General features: G+C 41.2%; 17 protein-coding genes, 1 tRNA gene and 1 pseudogene. 12 read left to right on the top strand and 7 right to left on the bottom strand.

From position 1 onward, the window contains the following. Window positions 1-180, bottom strand: a pseudogene (locus tag K245_RS25275) (IS21 family transposase); the annotation flags it as partial. 351 nt (window positions 181-531) lie between these two features. Here K245_RS25275 and K245_RS0118100 point away from each other — a divergent pair. Continuing rightward, complete coding sequence (locus K245_RS0118100) at window positions 532-993, top strand: hypothetical protein (protein WP_027360344.1); 462 nt, start codon at window positions 532-534, stop codon at window positions 991-993. Window positions 994-1,008: 15 nt separating this feature from the next. Here K245_RS0118100 and K245_RS27835 read toward each other — a convergent pair whose 3' ends face one another. Together K245_RS27835 and K245_RS0118110 are read right to left on the bottom strand one after the other, a co-directional pair. After that, entirely contained in the window at window positions 1,009-1,167 is a 159-nt protein-coding gene (locus tag K245_RS27835; RefSeq protein ID WP_156906839.1) for a hypothetical protein, read from the bottom strand. 176 nt (window positions 1,168-1,343) lie between these two features. Next, a complete protein-coding gene (locus K245_RS0118110; RefSeq protein ID WP_027360346.1) occupies window positions 1,344-2,012 on the bottom strand; it encodes a hypothetical protein in 669 nt (222 codons plus the stop codon). 263 nt (window positions 2,013-2,275) lie between these two features. Between K245_RS0118110 and K245_RS0118115 the strand changes: the two genes are divergently transcribed. The 9 genes from K245_RS0118115 (at window position 2,276) to K245_RS0118160 (ending at window position 10,428) form a co-directional block, all read left to right on the top strand. Beyond that, the gene (locus K245_RS0118115; RefSeq protein ID WP_027360347.1) at window positions 2,276-2,497 is read left to right on the top strand and encodes an RNA-binding S4 domain-containing protein; all 222 of its coding nucleotides are present in this window, start codon (window positions 2,276-2,278) and stop codon (window positions 2,495-2,497) included. 194 nt (window positions 2,498-2,691) lie between these two features. After that, on the top strand, window positions 2,692-3,039 hold the full coding sequence (locus tag K245_RS0118120) for a hypothetical protein (RefSeq protein WP_156906840.1): 348 nt from the start codon (window positions 2,692-2,694) through the stop codon (window positions 3,037-3,039). 20 nt (window positions 3,040-3,059) lie between these two features. Then, entirely contained in the window at window positions 3,060-3,749 is a 690-nt protein-coding gene (locus K245_RS0118125) for a hypothetical protein (RefSeq protein ID WP_027360349.1), read from the top strand. A 483-nt stretch (window positions 3,750-4,232) separates the two neighbouring features. After that, on the top strand, window positions 4,233-5,354 hold the full coding sequence (locus K245_RS0118130; RefSeq protein ID WP_027360350.1) for a branched-chain amino acid ABC transporter substrate-binding protein: 1,122 nt from the start codon (window positions 4,233-4,235) through the stop codon (window positions 5,352-5,354). Window positions 5,355-5,619: 265 nt separating this feature from the next. Next, entirely contained in the window at window positions 5,620-6,525 is a 906-nt protein-coding gene (locus tag K245_RS0118140) for a branched-chain amino acid ABC transporter permease (RefSeq protein WP_027360352.1), read from the top strand. A 110-nt stretch (window positions 6,526-6,635) separates the two neighbouring features. Continuing rightward, window positions 6,636-7,601, top strand: a complete 966-nt coding sequence (locus K245_RS0118145) for a branched-chain amino acid ABC transporter permease (protein ID WP_027360353.1) — start codon at window positions 6,636-6,638, stop codon at window positions 7,599-7,601. A gap of 1 nt (window position 7,602) precedes the next feature. After that, entirely contained in the window at window positions 7,603-8,367 is a 765-nt protein-coding gene (locus K245_RS0118150; RefSeq protein ID WP_027360354.1) for an ABC transporter ATP-binding protein, read from the top strand. Continuing rightward, entirely contained in the window at window positions 8,360-9,088 is a 729-nt protein-coding gene (locus K245_RS0118155; RefSeq protein ID WP_035277543.1) for an ABC transporter ATP-binding protein, read from the top strand. The genes K245_RS0118150 and K245_RS0118155 overlap by 8 nt, the downstream gene beginning before the upstream one ends. 404 nt (window positions 9,089-9,492) lie before the next feature. Next, window positions 9,493-10,428 (top strand): DMT family transporter, encoded by a 936-nt coding sequence (locus tag K245_RS0118160; RefSeq protein WP_051284367.1) that lies wholly within the window; start codon window positions 9,493-9,495, stop codon window positions 10,426-10,428. A 560-nt stretch (window positions 10,429-10,988) separates the two neighbouring features. On the opposite strand, the gene K245_RS25285 is transcribed toward K245_RS0118160, so the two are convergent. The 3 genes from K245_RS25285 to K245_RS0118185 all read right to left on the bottom strand — a co-directional run bounded on the left by K245_RS25285 (window position 10,989) and on the right by K245_RS0118185 (window position 14,199). Next, window positions 10,989-11,471, bottom strand: coding sequence for a GNAT family N-acetyltransferase (locus tag K245_RS25285; protein WP_051284369.1), 483 nt, complete (start codon window positions 11,469-11,471; stop codon window positions 10,989-10,991). Window positions 11,472-11,473: 2 nt separating this feature from the next. Beyond that, window positions 11,474-12,241, bottom strand: coding sequence for a TerB family tellurite resistance protein (locus K245_RS28495; RefSeq protein WP_027360357.1), 768 nt, complete (start codon window positions 12,239-12,241; stop codon window positions 11,474-11,476). A 347-nt stretch (window positions 12,242-12,588) separates the two neighbouring features. Beyond that, entirely contained in the window at window positions 12,589-14,199 is a 1,611-nt protein-coding gene (locus K245_RS0118185; RefSeq protein WP_027360358.1) for a FumA C-terminus/TtdB family hydratase beta subunit, read from the bottom strand. A gap of 387 nt (window positions 14,200-14,586) precedes the next feature. Between K245_RS0118185 and K245_RS26940 the strand changes: the two genes are divergently transcribed. Next, entirely contained in the window at window positions 14,587-16,395 is a 1,809-nt protein-coding gene (locus K245_RS26940) for a methyl-accepting chemotaxis protein (protein ID WP_027360360.1), read from the top strand. An 82-nt stretch (window positions 16,396-16,477) separates the two neighbouring features. On the opposite strand, the gene K245_RS0118200 is transcribed toward K245_RS26940, so the two are convergent. Continuing rightward, window positions 16,478-16,554 (bottom strand) — tRNA-Met (locus tag K245_RS0118200). 373 nt (window positions 16,555-16,927) lie between these two features. On the opposite strand from K245_RS0118200, the gene K245_RS27405 reads away from it, so the two are divergent. Beyond that, on the top strand, window positions 16,928-17,128 hold a 201-nt coding region (locus tag K245_RS27405; RefSeq protein ID WP_027360310.1), incomplete at its 3' end, for a transposase.

Below are 17,128 nucleotides of genomic sequence, written 5' to 3' on the forward strand. Positions count from 1 at the left end.
GTCAGCGTGAGTTCGCCACCACCTATCACTGGATGCTTTCAGCTCGCTCGGCAGCTTGTCCAGATCCCTGTATTTCCTCGCTGTCTTTTCATCCATGCCAGCTTGCAATGCCGAGATTACAAGGCTTTTTCCCGCGCTTAAATTTTTCTTCAATTTCTTCACCTGATTGTCAGTGATCATCCAATGATCCTCCATATCACAACATTGGATAACCGGGTTTGCATTAAGCGGGAATTCTAATTGTCGTCAGGGGGGATTTATAACTGTCGTTGATCAAAAGATGCAGGATCAAGCCCGGCATGACGGCACCGCCCGTTTTTGACTTTTTGCGAGACCATAATTTTTTAGATATGTGGCAAACACGCTAATATGCAAGGAAGCTCGTAAATATAAAATTACATTTATGAATTAATATAATATTTAATTACCTTTTTGTTTAAAAACAAATACACATGCCTTGATTTTATTAATAATATTAATGGCAGATTTATTGCATATTATTAAATAAAAAAGCACAAACAGGGAGGAAGCATGCAGAAATCATCAAATATTAGCAGTAGCTGGATAAAGGACCTGGAGATGAAAAAATCCGAAGCAAGCTGGAGCACCTGGCTAAGAGAAGGACGACAGTATCTGAAGGCAGGAAAGGGAGAAAAGAATAAATTCAACAATTCTATTCTTTACAACCTCCTTGCCATGTCCCTTGAGAAATTTGTAATGGCCATACTCGGATATAATTTGTCCATGCCTGTAAATCATACATTTACGGATCTTATATACTCGCTTGAAAAACTATATCCGCTTGACACTGATCTCAGGAAAACGATTTTAAGATTAGAAACAAAGCAGGAGATTTGTTCTTTTGAGGATTATGTCCGCACTGATATTTCAGATGAGGACATCATTATTCTGAGGGAAGCAGTCAAACAGTTTGAAAAAATTGCGAACGAGGTATGCCTTTATGAAAAAGCACCTGGGATTCTTTTTGGATAAAGCTGCCATAATCAACTACTTCTGGATTCCGTCCTGGACAGAAATGACGGGAACCAGACTTTTTTCGACATTGTCGTTTTTAGTATCTGGGGGAGGCAATATGAAGCTTTCGGAAAAATGTATCGAACTTGCGATGTTTTTCACCCTCGTATTTGTTTTGACTCTCGTGGTCATTTTTGCACGCTGAAAAAATGGGCATAAAAGCAACATGATATTGATGACTCGCAAAAAGTCAAAAAAAGGCGGTGACGTCATGCCGGACTTGATCCGGCATCGACTTCTGGATTCCGGACTGCGCCGGAACTATGGGAATCAAAAAAATGTACAAGAAATGACAATCACGTCATGTTTTAAGTCTGGCGTCCCTCATGATCATATTTAAAGACATACGGTGTCTGACTATTGCCGATATTGACAAGTGTCGCCAAAGGATTGGCGCTGCTTTTAAATTCCGAATACTTTGAAGCAAGTGAAGTTATGTCACTCCAGTCAGGATCAGAGTTCATGAATTCGGCAAGATTCATGTTGCTGATCCTCGTCTGAATATCCTTGGTATAATTCAGAATTCCCGAGTTTGCATTCAGACCTTTAAGCGAAAGAGCAAAGCTTTTATCCTCATTCAGAGCCTTTTCAAGCTTTGCTTTGCCGGAAAAATTTTCCTTGATCGTTATCTTAGATTTTAAATCAAAGGAAAGCGTTATTTCCTGATCACTTGAGACACCCTGCTCTTTCATTAAAGAAGCAAGTTTCTGGTTAACAGCTTCAGTCTGAATTTCAGCCGCAGCTTTAAAATCGCTTAACCTGAGCGGACCTGTCGGGTTAAGTCCCATAGCCTCCCGCGTCCTTGCTGCAGCCACATCATCTGAAAGGGTTACAGTGTCTCTTGATGATGATGAAGTGGCTTTGGTTTCAGTTCCTGCTTTTGAAGTTTTCGATGCCTCAGAAGAATCCGTGACCTTTTCGTATGGGTTATTGTACAAGCTGTTTGTGCTATATGCATTATTCAAAATTGATACCATTTTTTCCTCCTTATATTGATAGCCAGACAAAGAATGCATTTTTAGTGCCATCTATAAAACAAAATAGTCAATTCTCCGTCATAAAAGCCACTTGGCCGAGGTGCGCACAAACTTCAAGGATTGCTCACAAGATACATGAGTCGGCTCGCTTTTTGAAGTAACTACTGCTATATGTGAAAAGCCATGCTAAACATCAGGGATTTATGGATCAAAATCATCAGCCAAAACCATCGGCGTAGAAAATCTAAAAACAGGAATAACATATGAGAGAAATTGAAATTAACGCAGAACCTGTGGAACTATATAAAATTCTTAAATTCGAAAATCTCGCGTCAAGCGGAGGCGAAGCCAAGCATGTCATTTCCGAAGGTCATGTGATTGTTAACGGGGAAGTTGAAACAAGAAAACGCAAAAAAATCTTTGCAGGGGATATCATTGAATTTGGAAATGAAAAAATAAGGATAGTAGTCAAGCCAGACTTATAAAAGGGATTTGGATGCGGTTTTCCCCTGTATTATCTTTTTTGTATAACAGAACTATTATTAAGGGCTTTCAACATGTTTCTTTATTCAGGAACCTGCTGAAGTTTTTTTTGTTCATTATTCTTTTGTACTGTTTACATTCTTACGTTTTTGCAAAAGGTTATATTGAACAAAAAATATTTCCGGATCAGTCTCTTATGAGTCAGGTCAATGCAAAAACACCCGGAAATCAGATCCCCTGGTTCCAGGACCAGGAACAATATGATGTCAAACTTGAAGCCAAGCTTACAGACGAAAGGCAGCTGACAAAAATAATCAAAGGAGATTATTCCTATACGCTATACAGATTCACCTACAGCCTGGAAAAGCTTATTGAAGGAGAATTCCCTCATAAAGAGCTGATTTTCTACATTGAGAGGCAATTCCCAACACGAGAATCCGGGATTGTATATAAGGAACTCTGGCCTTTCAACAAAACCGGCTCACTCATTTTCAAGCTTCGAAAGGGAGAAAAGCGATTCGACATAGTTTCAATCGAAAACTGACTGTATTTCAAAGGATGTACATGGGAAAAGCCATCATTACATTATTTCTGCTCCTTACGCTGCCATATTCAATACTGGCCAGTGATAGGAATCTCAGTAACTGTGAAATAAAACCCCAAAGTGGCAAAACCATTCAGTCAAACTATGCACAAATTGATACGACCCTGTATTTTTCAGAAGAGCAGGCAAACATAAAAAAAGCGAGCAAAATAGTCTCAAGAAAAGGTGAGGAGCTTGAGCTTAAAGCCCAAACTCGAACTGTAGTTCTGAAAAATAATTTAACTGAAGGTGAATCTGCCGTAAAATACGCATTCATATCCCATATGAAAGATATTGGATATTTCCTGGTGCTTGTGGGAGGATGGGAGGGACATGAGTTTCTTCTTGTCAGCGTCAGGGCAGGCAACGAAATCAGTCTGGAAGGAAGGCCAATAGTCTCACCTGACAAAAAAAGACTTGCCGCCTCTTCAATTGATCTTGAGGCAGGCTACCTCTCAAATTCGATACAAATCTGGAATATAGAAACATCCAGCCCCAAGATAGAATTCGAGACAGACTTTGGTGAAAAATGCGGGCCGTCAGATTTAAAATGGATTAACAATCAGAGCCTGAAATTCATCAGAAACACTCTTGAAAGCCCAGAGAAGCTCAAATGTCTTGGCTCTGAATTCCAAATAAATTGGATCAAAGGAAAATGGGAAATAAAATAGATACAGACTTTCCAAAATTTAATGTGGTTATGCTCAATTCTCAGTAACATTTGAAAGTTCATGGGCTTAAGATTTTTAAAACTCTAAAAATATCAGTTTTTTGCCTACTAACAAAACCATAAAGTTTTTGCGGAGTTTTTTACAAAAAGCGACCCGCCGAAGGCACTCGGCTTAACGTCGGATTACGGACAAAGGGAGTCCTAATCAGACCTACGCATCACCCTTTTTTGATGGCAAATTAACCATAAAAGGCACTTCTTAACTGAAAATCAGGCAGAGCCACAAAATTTAAAACAGATCACAAAGCCTCAAATTCACCGTCCGTAATATCAATTCTTTTATTTTAGGCCATTTTGTGCACAGTTTCTATTCTGGAAATGAATGAATATGCATTCTGTCTTATATTTGACACGTTTAAATATCTTTGATACGAGTTTCCAGCCTGAAATTATAACCTTAAACTGTTTCAAATTGGGGGAGACAATGAAAAAAACAGCTATTGCATTATTCTCGGCTTTTTTTCTTATGGCGGGTGTAGCGTCAGCTGCGGACACCGTCAAAATAGGTGTTATGGGTCCAATGACTGGTCAGTGGGCAAGTGAAGGCCAGGGGATGAAGGATGTCATTTCCATAATGGCCGATGATTTGAATGCTGCCGGAGGCGTTGCCGGTAAAAAAATTGAAGTCGTTGTGGAAGATGATGCAGGTGATCCAAGAACTGCGTCTCTTGCTGCACAGAAACTCTCCACAAAAGGCGTAGTAGCTGTAATCGGCACGTATGGTTCATCAATCACAGAAGCCACCCAGAATATATATGATGAAGCAGGCATAATCCAGATTGGAACAGGCTCCACAGCCAACAATCTGACAGAAAAAGGTCTAAAGCTTTTCTTCAGAACAGCCCCAAGAAATGACGAGCAGAGCAATGTGGCAGCAAAGGCAATTACTGCTGCAGGATACAAAAACATTGCCATTCTTCATGACAACACCTCTTTTGCAAAGACCCTTGCAGACGAATCAAAGGCGATCATTGAAAAAGCTGGCGTAAAGGTTGTTTTCTTTGACGCTCTTACTCCAGGTGAAAGGGACTATTCAGCAATCCTTACAAAAATTAAATCAGTTAATCCGGATGCAATTTTCTATACTGGTTACTATCCTGAAGCAGGACTTCTTCTCCGCCAGAAAATGGAAATGAACCTGAAGGTTCCGGTAATAGGCAGCGACGCGACCAATAATCCTGACCTTATAAAGATTGCAGGAGCTCCTGCTGCCGAAGGTTTTTCATTTGTAAGCGCTCCTGTTCCACAGGATCTTGCTACTCCTGAAGCAAAAGATTTCACAGCAAAATTTTCAAAAAAATATGGCAAAGCTCCTGCGTCAATATATGCGGTTCTTGCCGGTGATGCTTTCAAGGCAATATGCGAAGCGATCAAGGCAACAAATTCGACTGATCCTAAAAAACTTGCTGACTTCATGCACACTCAGCTCAAAAACCTTAAAGGCATCTCAGGTGATATTTCATTTGATGCAAAGGGAGACAGAGTCGGCAGTGTTTACAAGGTATACAAAGTCGATGCTAAAGGCGCTTTTGTAATGCAGCCCTAAAAGTTTTAAATAATTCAATCCGGTTCTGTCTCATCGTGGACAGAACCGGTTTTTTTTGTCATACCATGAAAGATTCGGATGGAAAGTTTTTCAAGAATTTGTATCTTTCATGGAATCACAAAAAGATTTCAAATGTAAAGAATTTCGGTACAAATCCAGTAAGGATAAACAGTTCAGCTTTTTTGTGTTTTAAAAAACCAAAATATAAAAGTTTTTGCGGAGCTTTTTTCAAAAGGCGACCCGCCGGAGGCAATAACCGGATAATATGGAATTCTTTTTTCAACAGGTAACCAACGGACTTGCAGTGGGCAGCATATACGCCATTGTTGCCCTTGGATATACAATGGTCTACGGCGTACTTAGACTGATAAATTTTGCCCACGGTGATCTTTTCACCATTGGAGCCTATCTCGGATTAACCCTTCTTGCTGCAACTACAATCACAGACAAGGTCGGAGGAGTTCTCGGACTTCTAATCCTCTGCATAATGGTGATGGGTCTTGTGGCGCTTGCAGGAACTCTGCTTGAAAGAATGGCTTACAGACCATTAAGGGAATCCCCAAGATTATCCGCTGTGGTCTCTGCCCTCGGTGCTTCCATTTTTTTCCAGAATGCGGTGATGCTGATTTACGGCACCCAGTTCAGGGTTTATCCCCACGATATTCTCCCAAGAACAGTAATTTCAATAGCAGGTGTGGACATCCCCGTAATGAGGCTAATCATACTCGCAATATCCCTTTGCATGATGGCAGCCCTCTATTTTTTCATACAGAAAACAAAAATAGGTACCGCAATAAGGGCAACAGCCATTGACCAGGGGGCTGCAAAGCTCATGGGTATTAATGTAGACAGGGTCATAGCAATTGTTTTTATGACAGGCCCGGCTTTAGGCGGAGCAGCCGGACTGATGGTCGGACTTTATTACGGACAGATAAGCTTCACCATGGGATGGGTATACGGGCTCAAGGCTTTTACGGCTGCAATAATAGGCGGAATAGGCAATATTCCGGGGGCCATGATAGGCGGATTAATACTTGGACTGGTTGAGGCACTTGGATCTGCCTATATATCAATAGCATGGAAGGATGCCATTGCTTTCGGAGTACTGATTCTGATTCTTGTTTTCAGGCCGACAGGACTCATGGGAGAACGTGTCGCTGAGAAATTGTGATTTTGAAAATCAAGCATGCCTGAATTGGTTTTGCCTCCGGCGGGTCGCTTTTTTGTAAAAAAGCTCCGCAAAAAACTTTTGGATTATAGTTTTTAATATAACGCTGAAATATGAATAAAAATAAAAATTACATATACGCCATAATTGCCCTGTTTTTTCTGATGCTTCCGGTTTTCCTTAAAGATAAATACTGGATTGATGTCATAAACAATATAGGCATTTACGCAATCCTTGCTCTTAGCCTTAACATAATCGTTGGTCATACCGGCCTTTTCAACCTTGGTCATGCCGCTTTCTATGCAATGGGCGCATATACAACCGCCATAGTCAACACCCACTACCATATACCAACACTCTGGCTCATGCCTGTTAGCGGGATAACAGCGGCCTTGTTTGCGCTTGTAGTTGCAAGACCGATAATCCATCTGAGGGGAGATTATCTGTGCATTGTGACAATAGGCATGGGAGAAATTGTCAGAATTGCGATCATTAATGACCTGTTCGGCCTCACAGGCGGAGCAAACGGAATATTTGGAATTGCGCGCCCCAGAATTTCTGAACTTGTAATAAAAAGCCCTTCTGATTTTTATTATTTCATAGGCCTTTTCCTCTGCCTTACAATTTATCTGTTCAGCAAACTTGAAAAATCAAGATTCGGCAGGGCTCTCAATTATATAAGAGAAGATGAGACAGCTGCATCAGGAAGCGGAATAGACACAGCAAAATACAAACTGGCTGCCTTTGTAACAGGTGCAGCCTGGGCAGGAATGGCAGGAAATATATTTGCTGCAAAAATGACTACAATTGCTCCTGAATCCTTTAATTTCTGGGAATCAGTCATCGTTTTCACAATTGTGATATTGGGTGGTTCAGGAAGCATACCCGGAGTGCTTCTTGGCGCAGTAATCGTTATTGGTCTGCCTGAAATTTTCAGGGATCTTTCAAACGCAAGAATGCTTGTTTTCGGTCTGGCGATGATTCTGATGGCAATTTTCAGAAACAGAGGCCTGATCCCTCCCCTGCCCCGCACGTACAAACTTCCTTTGAAAAAATTCATAAAAACAGAGGAGGCCTGATTTGAGTGTTCTTCAATTACATGGAGTGACAAAGCATTTTGGCGGACTTACGGCAGTTTCAGAAGCCACGTTTGAAATATCAAAAGGAACGATTGTCGGTCTAATCGGTCCGAACGGCGCTGGAAAAACGACCCTCTTTAATCTGATTACAGGTAATTATGTCCCTGATGAAGGCAGCATAATTTTCAAGAAAGAGTCAATCAAAGGCAAAAAGCCCCATGAAATTGTGGAAAAAGGAATATCAAGGACATTTCAGTCCATACGCCTTTTCCAGAATCTTCCGGCTGTGGAAAATGTTCTTGCTGGCTGCCACTGTAGAATGAAGTCTGGAATCTTTTCAGGAATGTTCAGTCTCCCATGGCAGAAAAAAGAAGAGGCGGAAGCTCTTGAAAAATCCGCTGAATGCCTTGACTTTGTAGGACTTCTTGACAAGGCGGAAATCCTTGCTTCTAATCTGTCGTACGGCAACCAAAGACTTCTTGAAATAGCCAGAGCGCTTGCTTCTGATCCTGATCTCATTATCCTTGATGAGCCTGCCGGAGGTATGAACAATCAGGAAACTGAAGAGCTCCTTGAACTGATATACAGAATCAAACAGAAAGGCATAACGGTTCTGTTCATAGAGCACGATATGGGGCTTGTCATGAGAGCATGTGAAAAGATTATTGTTATCGAATACGGCTCAAAAATTGCCGAAGGCACACCCGAAGAAGTAAAGAACAATCCGAGGGTTATAGAAGCTTATCTTGGTGCAGACAATGACTGATAACTCCCCAATACTTGAACTTAAAGACGTATCCGTCAAATATGGCAATGTTGAAGCCCTTCATAATATAAATTTAAAGGTTTTTGAGGGTGAGATCGTCTCCATTCTAGGGGCAAACGGAGCTGGCAAATCCACAACCCTTATGACAATCAGCGGCCTTGTAAAACCACACAAGGGCGAAATACTCTTTGACTCCAAAAGGATTGACGGAATACCAGCCCATGAAACTGTGGAAAAAGGCGTAATACAGGTACCTGAAGGCAGAAGGGTTTTTGGAACCCTGACCGTCATGGAAAATCTGAAACTCGGAGCTTTTACAGTAAAAGACGATTCAGCCACAAAAAAAACAGTTGAGTGGATCTTTGAACTCTTTCCAATACTCAAACAAAGAAAAAAGCAGCTCGCAGGAACCCTGAGCGGTGGTGAACAGCAGATGCTCGCCATCGGCAGAGCCTTGATGTCCCAGCCCAAAATACTTCTTCTTGACGAACCAAGCCTTGGCCTTGCGCCCTTAATAATAAGGACGATATTTGAGACCATAAAAGAAATCAACAGACAGGGAGTCACAGTTGTTCTGGTTGAACAAAATGCACGGGCAGCTCTTAAACTGGCTAACAGAGGTTATGTCCTCGAAGTCGGGAAAATAATTCTTGAGGATAACGCTGACAGCCTACTTCAGAATCCTGAGGTGCAGAATGCCTACCTTGGTGGAAAGCATTAAACATCTATGATTTCTTGATTTTGGAAGTCGGATTTTTGATTACAGTTGAAGGCCAACGTCTATCTATATATCTCAGGCTTATATTTCACGCGTTACACCGGTGAATCATTAAAAATTTTGCTCTGTCTTATTTTCAGTTATGAGCGCCTTCGGCGAGTCGCTTTTTGTAAAAAGCTCCGCAAAAACTTTATAATTATGTCAGATGCTTGAAAACAATACTTTCGATATTTTTGTAAATCACTTTTTTCAGACCAGACAACCATACTGAAAATAGTTCATAGCCATTTTAAAAAAAAAGCTCGGCAAATAAACTTTGGATTTTGGATGGCAGTTTTATATTCCTTGAATCATTAATCTAAAATCACAAATCCAAAATCATTCTGAGCAAATAAGGTTTAAGTTTCATGTCTTTGAAAATCAGCAAGTCAGTTGTGGCAGATATGTCTCTCCTGTTCATTTCATTTGTATGGGGCGCAACCTTTGTAATGGTTCAGGATGCAATTTCTGTTCTTCCTCCCTTTGCTTTCAATGCAGTCAGATTTTTTACAGCCTTCTGCCTCTTCGCTGGTCTTTCTGCATTCACGCCCGGCATAAAAGACAAAATAAACAAGGATTCCATAAAAAGAGGCTTAATAATTGGAATATGGCTCTGCTGCGGGTATTCGACCCAGACATTCGGGCTGCTTTATACCACATCGTCCAATGCAGGCTTCATAACTGGCCTCAGCGTTGTAATGGTTCCTGTCTTTGCTTTCTTCATGCTAAGGCACAAAATACGGATTCAGGCTGTAATAGGAATAACATGCGCAGCCGCAGGGCTTTATCTTCTCACAATGACAGGCCCTGTTTCTTTTAATAAGGGGGATCTTCTGATTCTCTTTGCAGCTGCTTCTTTTGCCCTTCACATAGTTTTCACAGGAAAATTTTCACCAGGCCAGTCAGCCCTTGTTCTATGCATGATTCAGGTTGCGGTCGTATCTGTCCTGAATCTTTTGTGCTCTCTTATGTTTGAGGATTTCATAGGTCTCGCGGGCTCCGGAGCCATAAAAAATCCGGGCGTAATAATTGCCATTTTAATCACGGCATGCCTGGGAACTGTCTTTGCATTTCTTACCCAGACAAGACTTCAGAAATTCACAACTCCCACAAGGGTAGCGCTAATTTTTTCGACAGAACCAGTATTTGCAGCTGTGGCTGGGTACATATGGGCAGGAGAAAGGCTTGGGATAAAAGCAGTGCTTGGCTGCATTATAATTCTGTCAGGGATGATAATATCCGAACTACCTCTGAAACAAGAGCACTTCAAGGTCGGTTCATGGAAAAGAAAAATGAAAAATTGATGGACTCGCAAAAAGGTAAAAAAGAGCGTCAGCGTCATGCAGGACTTGATCCGGCATCTTTGTAATTTCAATTATTTCTGCCCCACCGGGACAGGCCCCGCCGGAATGACGAAAATTGAGCTTTTTGCGGCCTCATCAAAATTGCTGAAAGCTCTCTTAATTTTAAATCTGTGGAGTCCTACTACTACAATGACAATATAATATTTTTGATAAAATATGCTCATCAATGTCACAGCTTGAACATTTGAAATAAGTCAGGCCGTTTGAATGGCAAGCCTGTTGTTGGATTATTATTGGAAAACCCTTTTGAAAAAGGGTTTTCCAGACCTTTCCCAAAACTTTTATGGTTTTTTATCACGAGTCGAAAACATATGTTTTTCGATCAAAAGAATCCATAACCGAAAAGTTTTTGCCAAGCTTTTTTCAAAAAGCGGCCTTTGACCTTTTATCTAAAAGAAGAGTTCAATTTATGACGATGTGAAGTATAATTGTCTTCTGCGCTTGCAGGGCTGAAGGCATAAAATATGGCTCAAAAACCCATGATGGCGAATCATCACAAATCAGCATGAACAACCTTTAAAACGGGTACAGGAAGTAACCCCCCGCGTATCCAGATCCCTGGACATGATGCCTATGTCTTTACGCATTGACCAACCAGTATTTCCCCAGAATTTTATTCCTGATTCATTGCTTGCGAAGATAAACAGATGACATTTTTCTATGCCAGCTGATTCAAGTGCCGAAGCGCACTCATTAGCAAGTTTTCTGCCTATGCCTTTTTTTCTGAACAAGGGATGAACTGCAAGGTGGTGAATAAAACCCCTGCGTCCGTCATGACCGGAAAGAACAGCCCCCGCAATTTTCCCGTCTATTTTGGCAATGAAGCTCATTCCAGGATTTCGTTCCAGATAAGCCCCTATTTTTTCAGGAGAATCAGCAGAGCTCAAACCTATGCCATCGCACATTTCCCATAGATTAATCACTTCTTCATAATCAACAATTTCAAAAGGGAAGATGCATATATCAGAACAATTATCTTCCATTGCTAAAACCCCCTCTCCTTTCTTATTTCCTCATATGCTGACTGAATTTCACCAAACCGTTCCCTTGCATATCTGGCAAATTCATCGGGAACGCCCTTTGCAGCCAGTTTGTCAGGATGATATTCATGCACAAGTTTTCTGTATCTGCTCTTAATCTCGGCATCAGAGGAGTCTTCATCAACCCCGAGCACAACATATGACTTTTTTGAGGCGTGGGCATATCTGCTCTTTATATATTCAAAGGCCGAAGAACTTATCCCAAAAATCCTGGCTGCCGTGTAAGCAAGCTCTTCCTCAGATCTTGTTATTTCACCGTCTGCATACCCAACTCTTAAAAGCATGTCGACCATCATTTCAAGAAGCTCGGGGTCATACTGAAAACGATAATAAAACTGGCGGGCAAAACTATCAAAAGATTCGGGAGAATTTAGGGCAGACCTGAAAATATTTATGGCAAAATTTCGGCCTCTGGCGTCAAGATGAAGCTGATTTTTCATAAATGATTCAACAGACTCTATTTCGGCCTGGGACACAGCGCCATCAGATTTAGCCATCTTGGCGAGCATTGAAAAGACAGAGACAAAAAAAGCTATATTCGCCTCATTATGATTTTCCTGCCAATCATTTGTTTCAATTGTATAAGTATTCCAGAAAAATGAAGTCTTGGATTTATCAAACTGATGGCCTATAGCCGCGCCAATCAGGGCACCGATTGGACCTCCCCAGAAAAAACCGATCGCAGCTCCAACGAATTTCCCTGTCCAGCCCATTAAAATTTCCTCTCAATAACAAAATAGAATTTTGACAAGGTCGCAAAAAATCCGATCACCGTCATTCCGGCGAAGGCCGGAATCCATAAACACCTGAAAATACAAATATCACGGATCAAGTCAGGCATGACGCCACCGCCATATTTTGCCTTTTTTCGAAACAATCAATTTTTATGGTGCCGTACTTTAAGATGAAAAGCCACCTGCGGATTGCTTCTTGAAAAAAGCACCTCAAGAACTATATGATTATGTTAAATGATTGAAAAATGAAATTTTCATTTTTTCCGGATCTTCGTTTTTCTTGCTATCCAAGCATTCTGAAAATATAACATAGTCTCGGAAACAATTCACACCATTGTAGAATCGTAAAAATCATTTCCCTTGTCATCCATAATAATAAAGGCTGGGAAATCTTTGATTTCTATCAGATAAACGGCTTCCATCCCAAGCTCAGGAAATTCAATCAATTCAGCCTTGGTAATGCAGTCCCTTCCAAGCCTTGCGGCAGGTCCACCGATTGAGCCGAGGTAAAATCCCCCGAATTCCTTGCAGGCATCCCTAACCTGTCTGCCTCTGTTGCCCTTTGCCACCATTACAAGGCTTCCTCCTCTTTTCTGGAATTCTGCCACATAAGAGTCCATTCTGCCTGCTGTTGTCGGGCCAAAAGAACCGGATGCGTGGCCTTTCGGAGTCTTGGCAGGCCCAGCATAATAAACAGGATATTTTTTCATATAATCAGGCATTTCATGGCCATTTTTAAGAAGTTCCATTATTTTTGCATGGGCAATATCCCTGGCAACCACCATTTTCCCGGAAAGAAGAAGTCTGGTTGAAACAGGGAATCCTGAAAGATGTGATCTTATATCATCCATCGGTTTATTCAGGTTTATATGAACAGATCCAGTGATCTCAGGTTCAGGCACCGGAAGGTATAGAGACGGATCAGTTTCAAGGTTTTCCAGAAACACGCCCTCTGATGTTATCTTTGCCTTTATCTGTCTGTCTGCCGAACAACTGACTCCTATGCCCACAGGACAAGACGCGCCATGCCTTGGAAGTCTGATAACCCGAATATCATGGCAAAAGTATTTACCTCCAAATTGAGCGCCTATTCCCATGTTCTTTGAAATTTCAAGCAGTTTTTCCTCAAGTTCTTTATCCCTGAAGGCAATCCCTAAGATATTTCCGGAACATGGCAAATAGTCAAGACAACCAGCCGTGGCAAGCTTAACAGTCTTAAGATTGAATTCAGCTGACATCCCCCCAATTACAATGGCCATGTGATAAGGAGGGCAGGCTGATGTCCCGATATCCCTCATTTTTGCGGCAAGAAAGTTTGTAATTTTTTCTGGATCAAGTAAAGCCTTGGTTTCCTGGAACAGAAAGGTCTTGTTTGCGGATCCGCCGCCTTTGGCCATGAAAAGAAATTCATATTTAAGCTCATCTCCGGAATAAATATCAATCTGCGCAGGAAGGTTTGTTCCGGTGTTTTTCTCGTCAAACATCGAAATAGGAGCGACCTGGGAATACCTGAGATTGTTATTTTTATATGCCTCAAAAATACCTCTGCTTATGGATTTCTCGTCACATCCGGAGGTAAGAACCCCCTGACCTTTTTTGGCCATGACTATGGCGGTACCCGTGTCCTGACACAGTGGGAAAACTCCACCGGAAGATATAACCGCATTTTTCAAAAGCTCAAGTGCAACATATTTTTCATTCATGGTGCTATCACCATCATCAAGGATCTTCCTGAGCTGAGCAAGATGGGAAGCTCTGAGAAAATGATTTACATCACTGAAAGCCTTTTCTGACAAATCAGATATTGTTTTTTCATCAATCTCGAGAAAGAATCGCGGGCCAATTTTAAACTCATTTACGCCTTCAGAACCGATGAATCTGTAATCAGTAAGATCTGGAACAGCACCAAGAACAGGTGAATATTTAAAATCAGACATTAAAAGCCTCCGGTTAATTATGACAAAACAGCAAAAAGGCCAATTCCCGTCATTCCGGCGAAGCCTGTCTCTGTTAAAACCGGGAGCCGGAATCCTGAAGTCTCTGAAAATACAAAGATGCCGGATCAAGCCCGGCATGACGCTGATGCGTTTTTTTGACTTTTTGCTAGACCATCAATTATATCCTGGGATTAATATCCCTTGCTGGTTTTCATGTCAAACAGAATGGATTTTTGAAATAGAATCAAATCTTTTGACTGGGAAAAAAAACTGGGTTAAAGTTTCTGAATAAAATCATGTTACTAAATTAATAGCCTTCCGCATCTCATCTTTAAAAATACTCTTCGTCTTTTTGTCTTCTTAAATAAAAAACTAAGGAGCAACGCCATGAACCTAAGTCTCAAAAACAAATTCATGATCCCTACTATCCTGCTTTTAACATTTATGGCTTCGGCAATCAGTGGAACAAGTTACCTAATTGCAAAATCCAGCCTCACCAAGAAAGCCCAGCAACAGGTAAGAGACACTTCAAACCATGTAACAAAGCAGATCTCCCTGTGGCTGAAAGAACGAGCCTCTGACATTGAGGGTTTCAGCAATACTCAGATGTTTATTGACGCTGCCTCAGAAAACAATGAGACCATAAGAGAAGCTGCGGCTAAACAGCTTGAAAGGAATTGGCAAGGAAACAGCGATTATTTCGAGCTTATTGGAATAGCTGATACCAATGGAGATCTGATAGCTTCATCAGGAGAATCTTATAAAAAGAAAATCAATGTCAAAGACAGGTCATATTTTACCCAATCCATGAAAGGAGAAAAAAGCTTTTCCGAGGTTATATTAAGTAAAGCATCGGGAAATCCTGTTTATGTCATTTCATGCCCTCTGCTAAAAGAAGGCAAGGTTACGGGAATTATATTCAGTGCGGTAAGCGTTGCCTATATGGGGAAAACCTTCATGGACCCGATTAAAATTGGCAAGACTGGCTATATGTACGCTACAGATATCAATGGGAAAATGATAGCATATCCTGACAAAGCCCAAATCCTCAATCTTGATCTGAAAAAATTTGATTTTGGCCAGGAGATACTTTCAAAACGAAGTGGACTCATATCATACACATACAAAGATATAGATAAGATAGTAGGCTTTACCGAAGAGCCCACACAGAAGTGGATAATTGCTTCAACAGCAAACAAAAGCGAACTTTATAGTGATGTTAACAGACTTGGAATCATATCTCTGATTCTTGGTATCAGCTCTGTAATCTGCGGAGCAATAATGATCTTCTTTCTAGCGGGATCAATTGTAACGCCAATTTCCAGAATAATCGAAATTCTTGAATCAGTATCATCCCAGGTTGCGGCTGCATCGGAAGAGCTTTCTTCCTCAGGGCAGAACCTTGCTGCAAACATTACTATCCAGGCAAACACAATACAGGAAACTTCTGCAAATCTGTCAGAGGTCAATGAGCAGGTTCAAGGCAACACGGCAAATCTTACTACCCTCGAAAAAATGGCAAAAGATGCTAAAAAATCCGCTGAGAAGGCCACGGAATCCATGGACAGAATGGCAGGAGTTATGAAAAACATAAAACAGGAAAGCCAGAAAACCTTTGGAATCATTAAAAACATTGACGAGATAGCTTTTCAGACGAATCTGCTTTCCCTGAATGCGGCTGTCGAAGCTGCAAGGGCAGGAGAAAGCGGAGCAGGTTTTGCGGTTGTTGCAGGGGAAGTCAGAAATCTTGCCCAAAAATCAGCAGAGTCTGCAAAAAATACATCAGGACTCATAGAATCGGTGGTTGCAAAAGTAGAAGAAGGTGGTTCTCACCTCGAATTAATCCATTCCCTTGTCCAGAATCTTGAGTCCATTATAAAACAGGTGACCCAGGTTGTGGAAGCATCGGTTATTTCTGTTTCCCATAACGCAGTAAAGCTTTCAGAAAGCAATATGGCAATAAAAAAAATGGATGAAACCATTCAGTCAAGCGCATCAAATGCAGAGGAGTCCGCCGCAGCCGCAGAAGAGATGAGTGCGCAGGCAATGCAAATGAGGCAGGTAGCAGATCAGCTGACCCATCTCGTTTACGGTTCGTCCGGTAAAAGATATGGAAACACGGAAAATGGCAAAGACGCGGAACAAAATGATGAAACTGATTATGACAGATACGAATTAGCTGATGACGTTGCCTGATAACACTTTTTTATTAAGGCGTTGCTTTGTCAAATAAATCAAAAAAGGGCTACAGCTTAGGCTGTAACCCTTTTAATTTTTATGGTAGCGGGGGCTGGATTTGAACCAACGACCTTCGGGTTATGAGCCCGACGAGCTACCAGGCTGCTCCACCCCGCAACAAGATGCGCATAACTATGCCCTATCGGAAAATAAGTCAAGCGCTTTATGAAATTATTGTAGAGAACAAATAAAATATCCGCACCAGTGCCAAAGGCATATGCTACATTATTATTCCATCTCTTATTTTTGGAGAAGGTCTGTGTGAGGGTAAAATTGATCCGTTTTAAGCCACCTCATACAAGCCTTATCTCCCGAAACGTTGAATAAGGAGCTATATTGAGAAGTTCAATTTGTGACGATACGAAGTATAATCTCTACAAATATGTCAAAAATTTCCTGGGAGTTTTTATTTAATTTGATTACCATTTTTACTCCGCCATGCTTATCTTAAGGCATGTGAAAGATTATCCAGATATGATGGAGGTGTAGCATGGCAAAAAATATGATCCAATTTCAAAAAGGAAAGAGTATTCACGAATTCCTGTCCGAATATGGGACCGAAGATAAGTGCCAAGACTCATTATTCAGACTTAGATGGCCGCATGGTTTTAGTTGTCCGAATTGCGGCGGTTCGAAATTTTGCGAGCTCAAATCAAGAGATCTGTACCAATGCCACAAGTGTCACCATCAG

The organism is Desulforegula conservatrix Mb1Pa (assembly GCF_000426225.1).
GTDB classification, from domain to species: domain Bacteria; phylum Desulfobacterota; class Desulfobacteria; order Desulfobacterales; family Desulforegulaceae; genus Desulforegula; species Desulforegula conservatrix.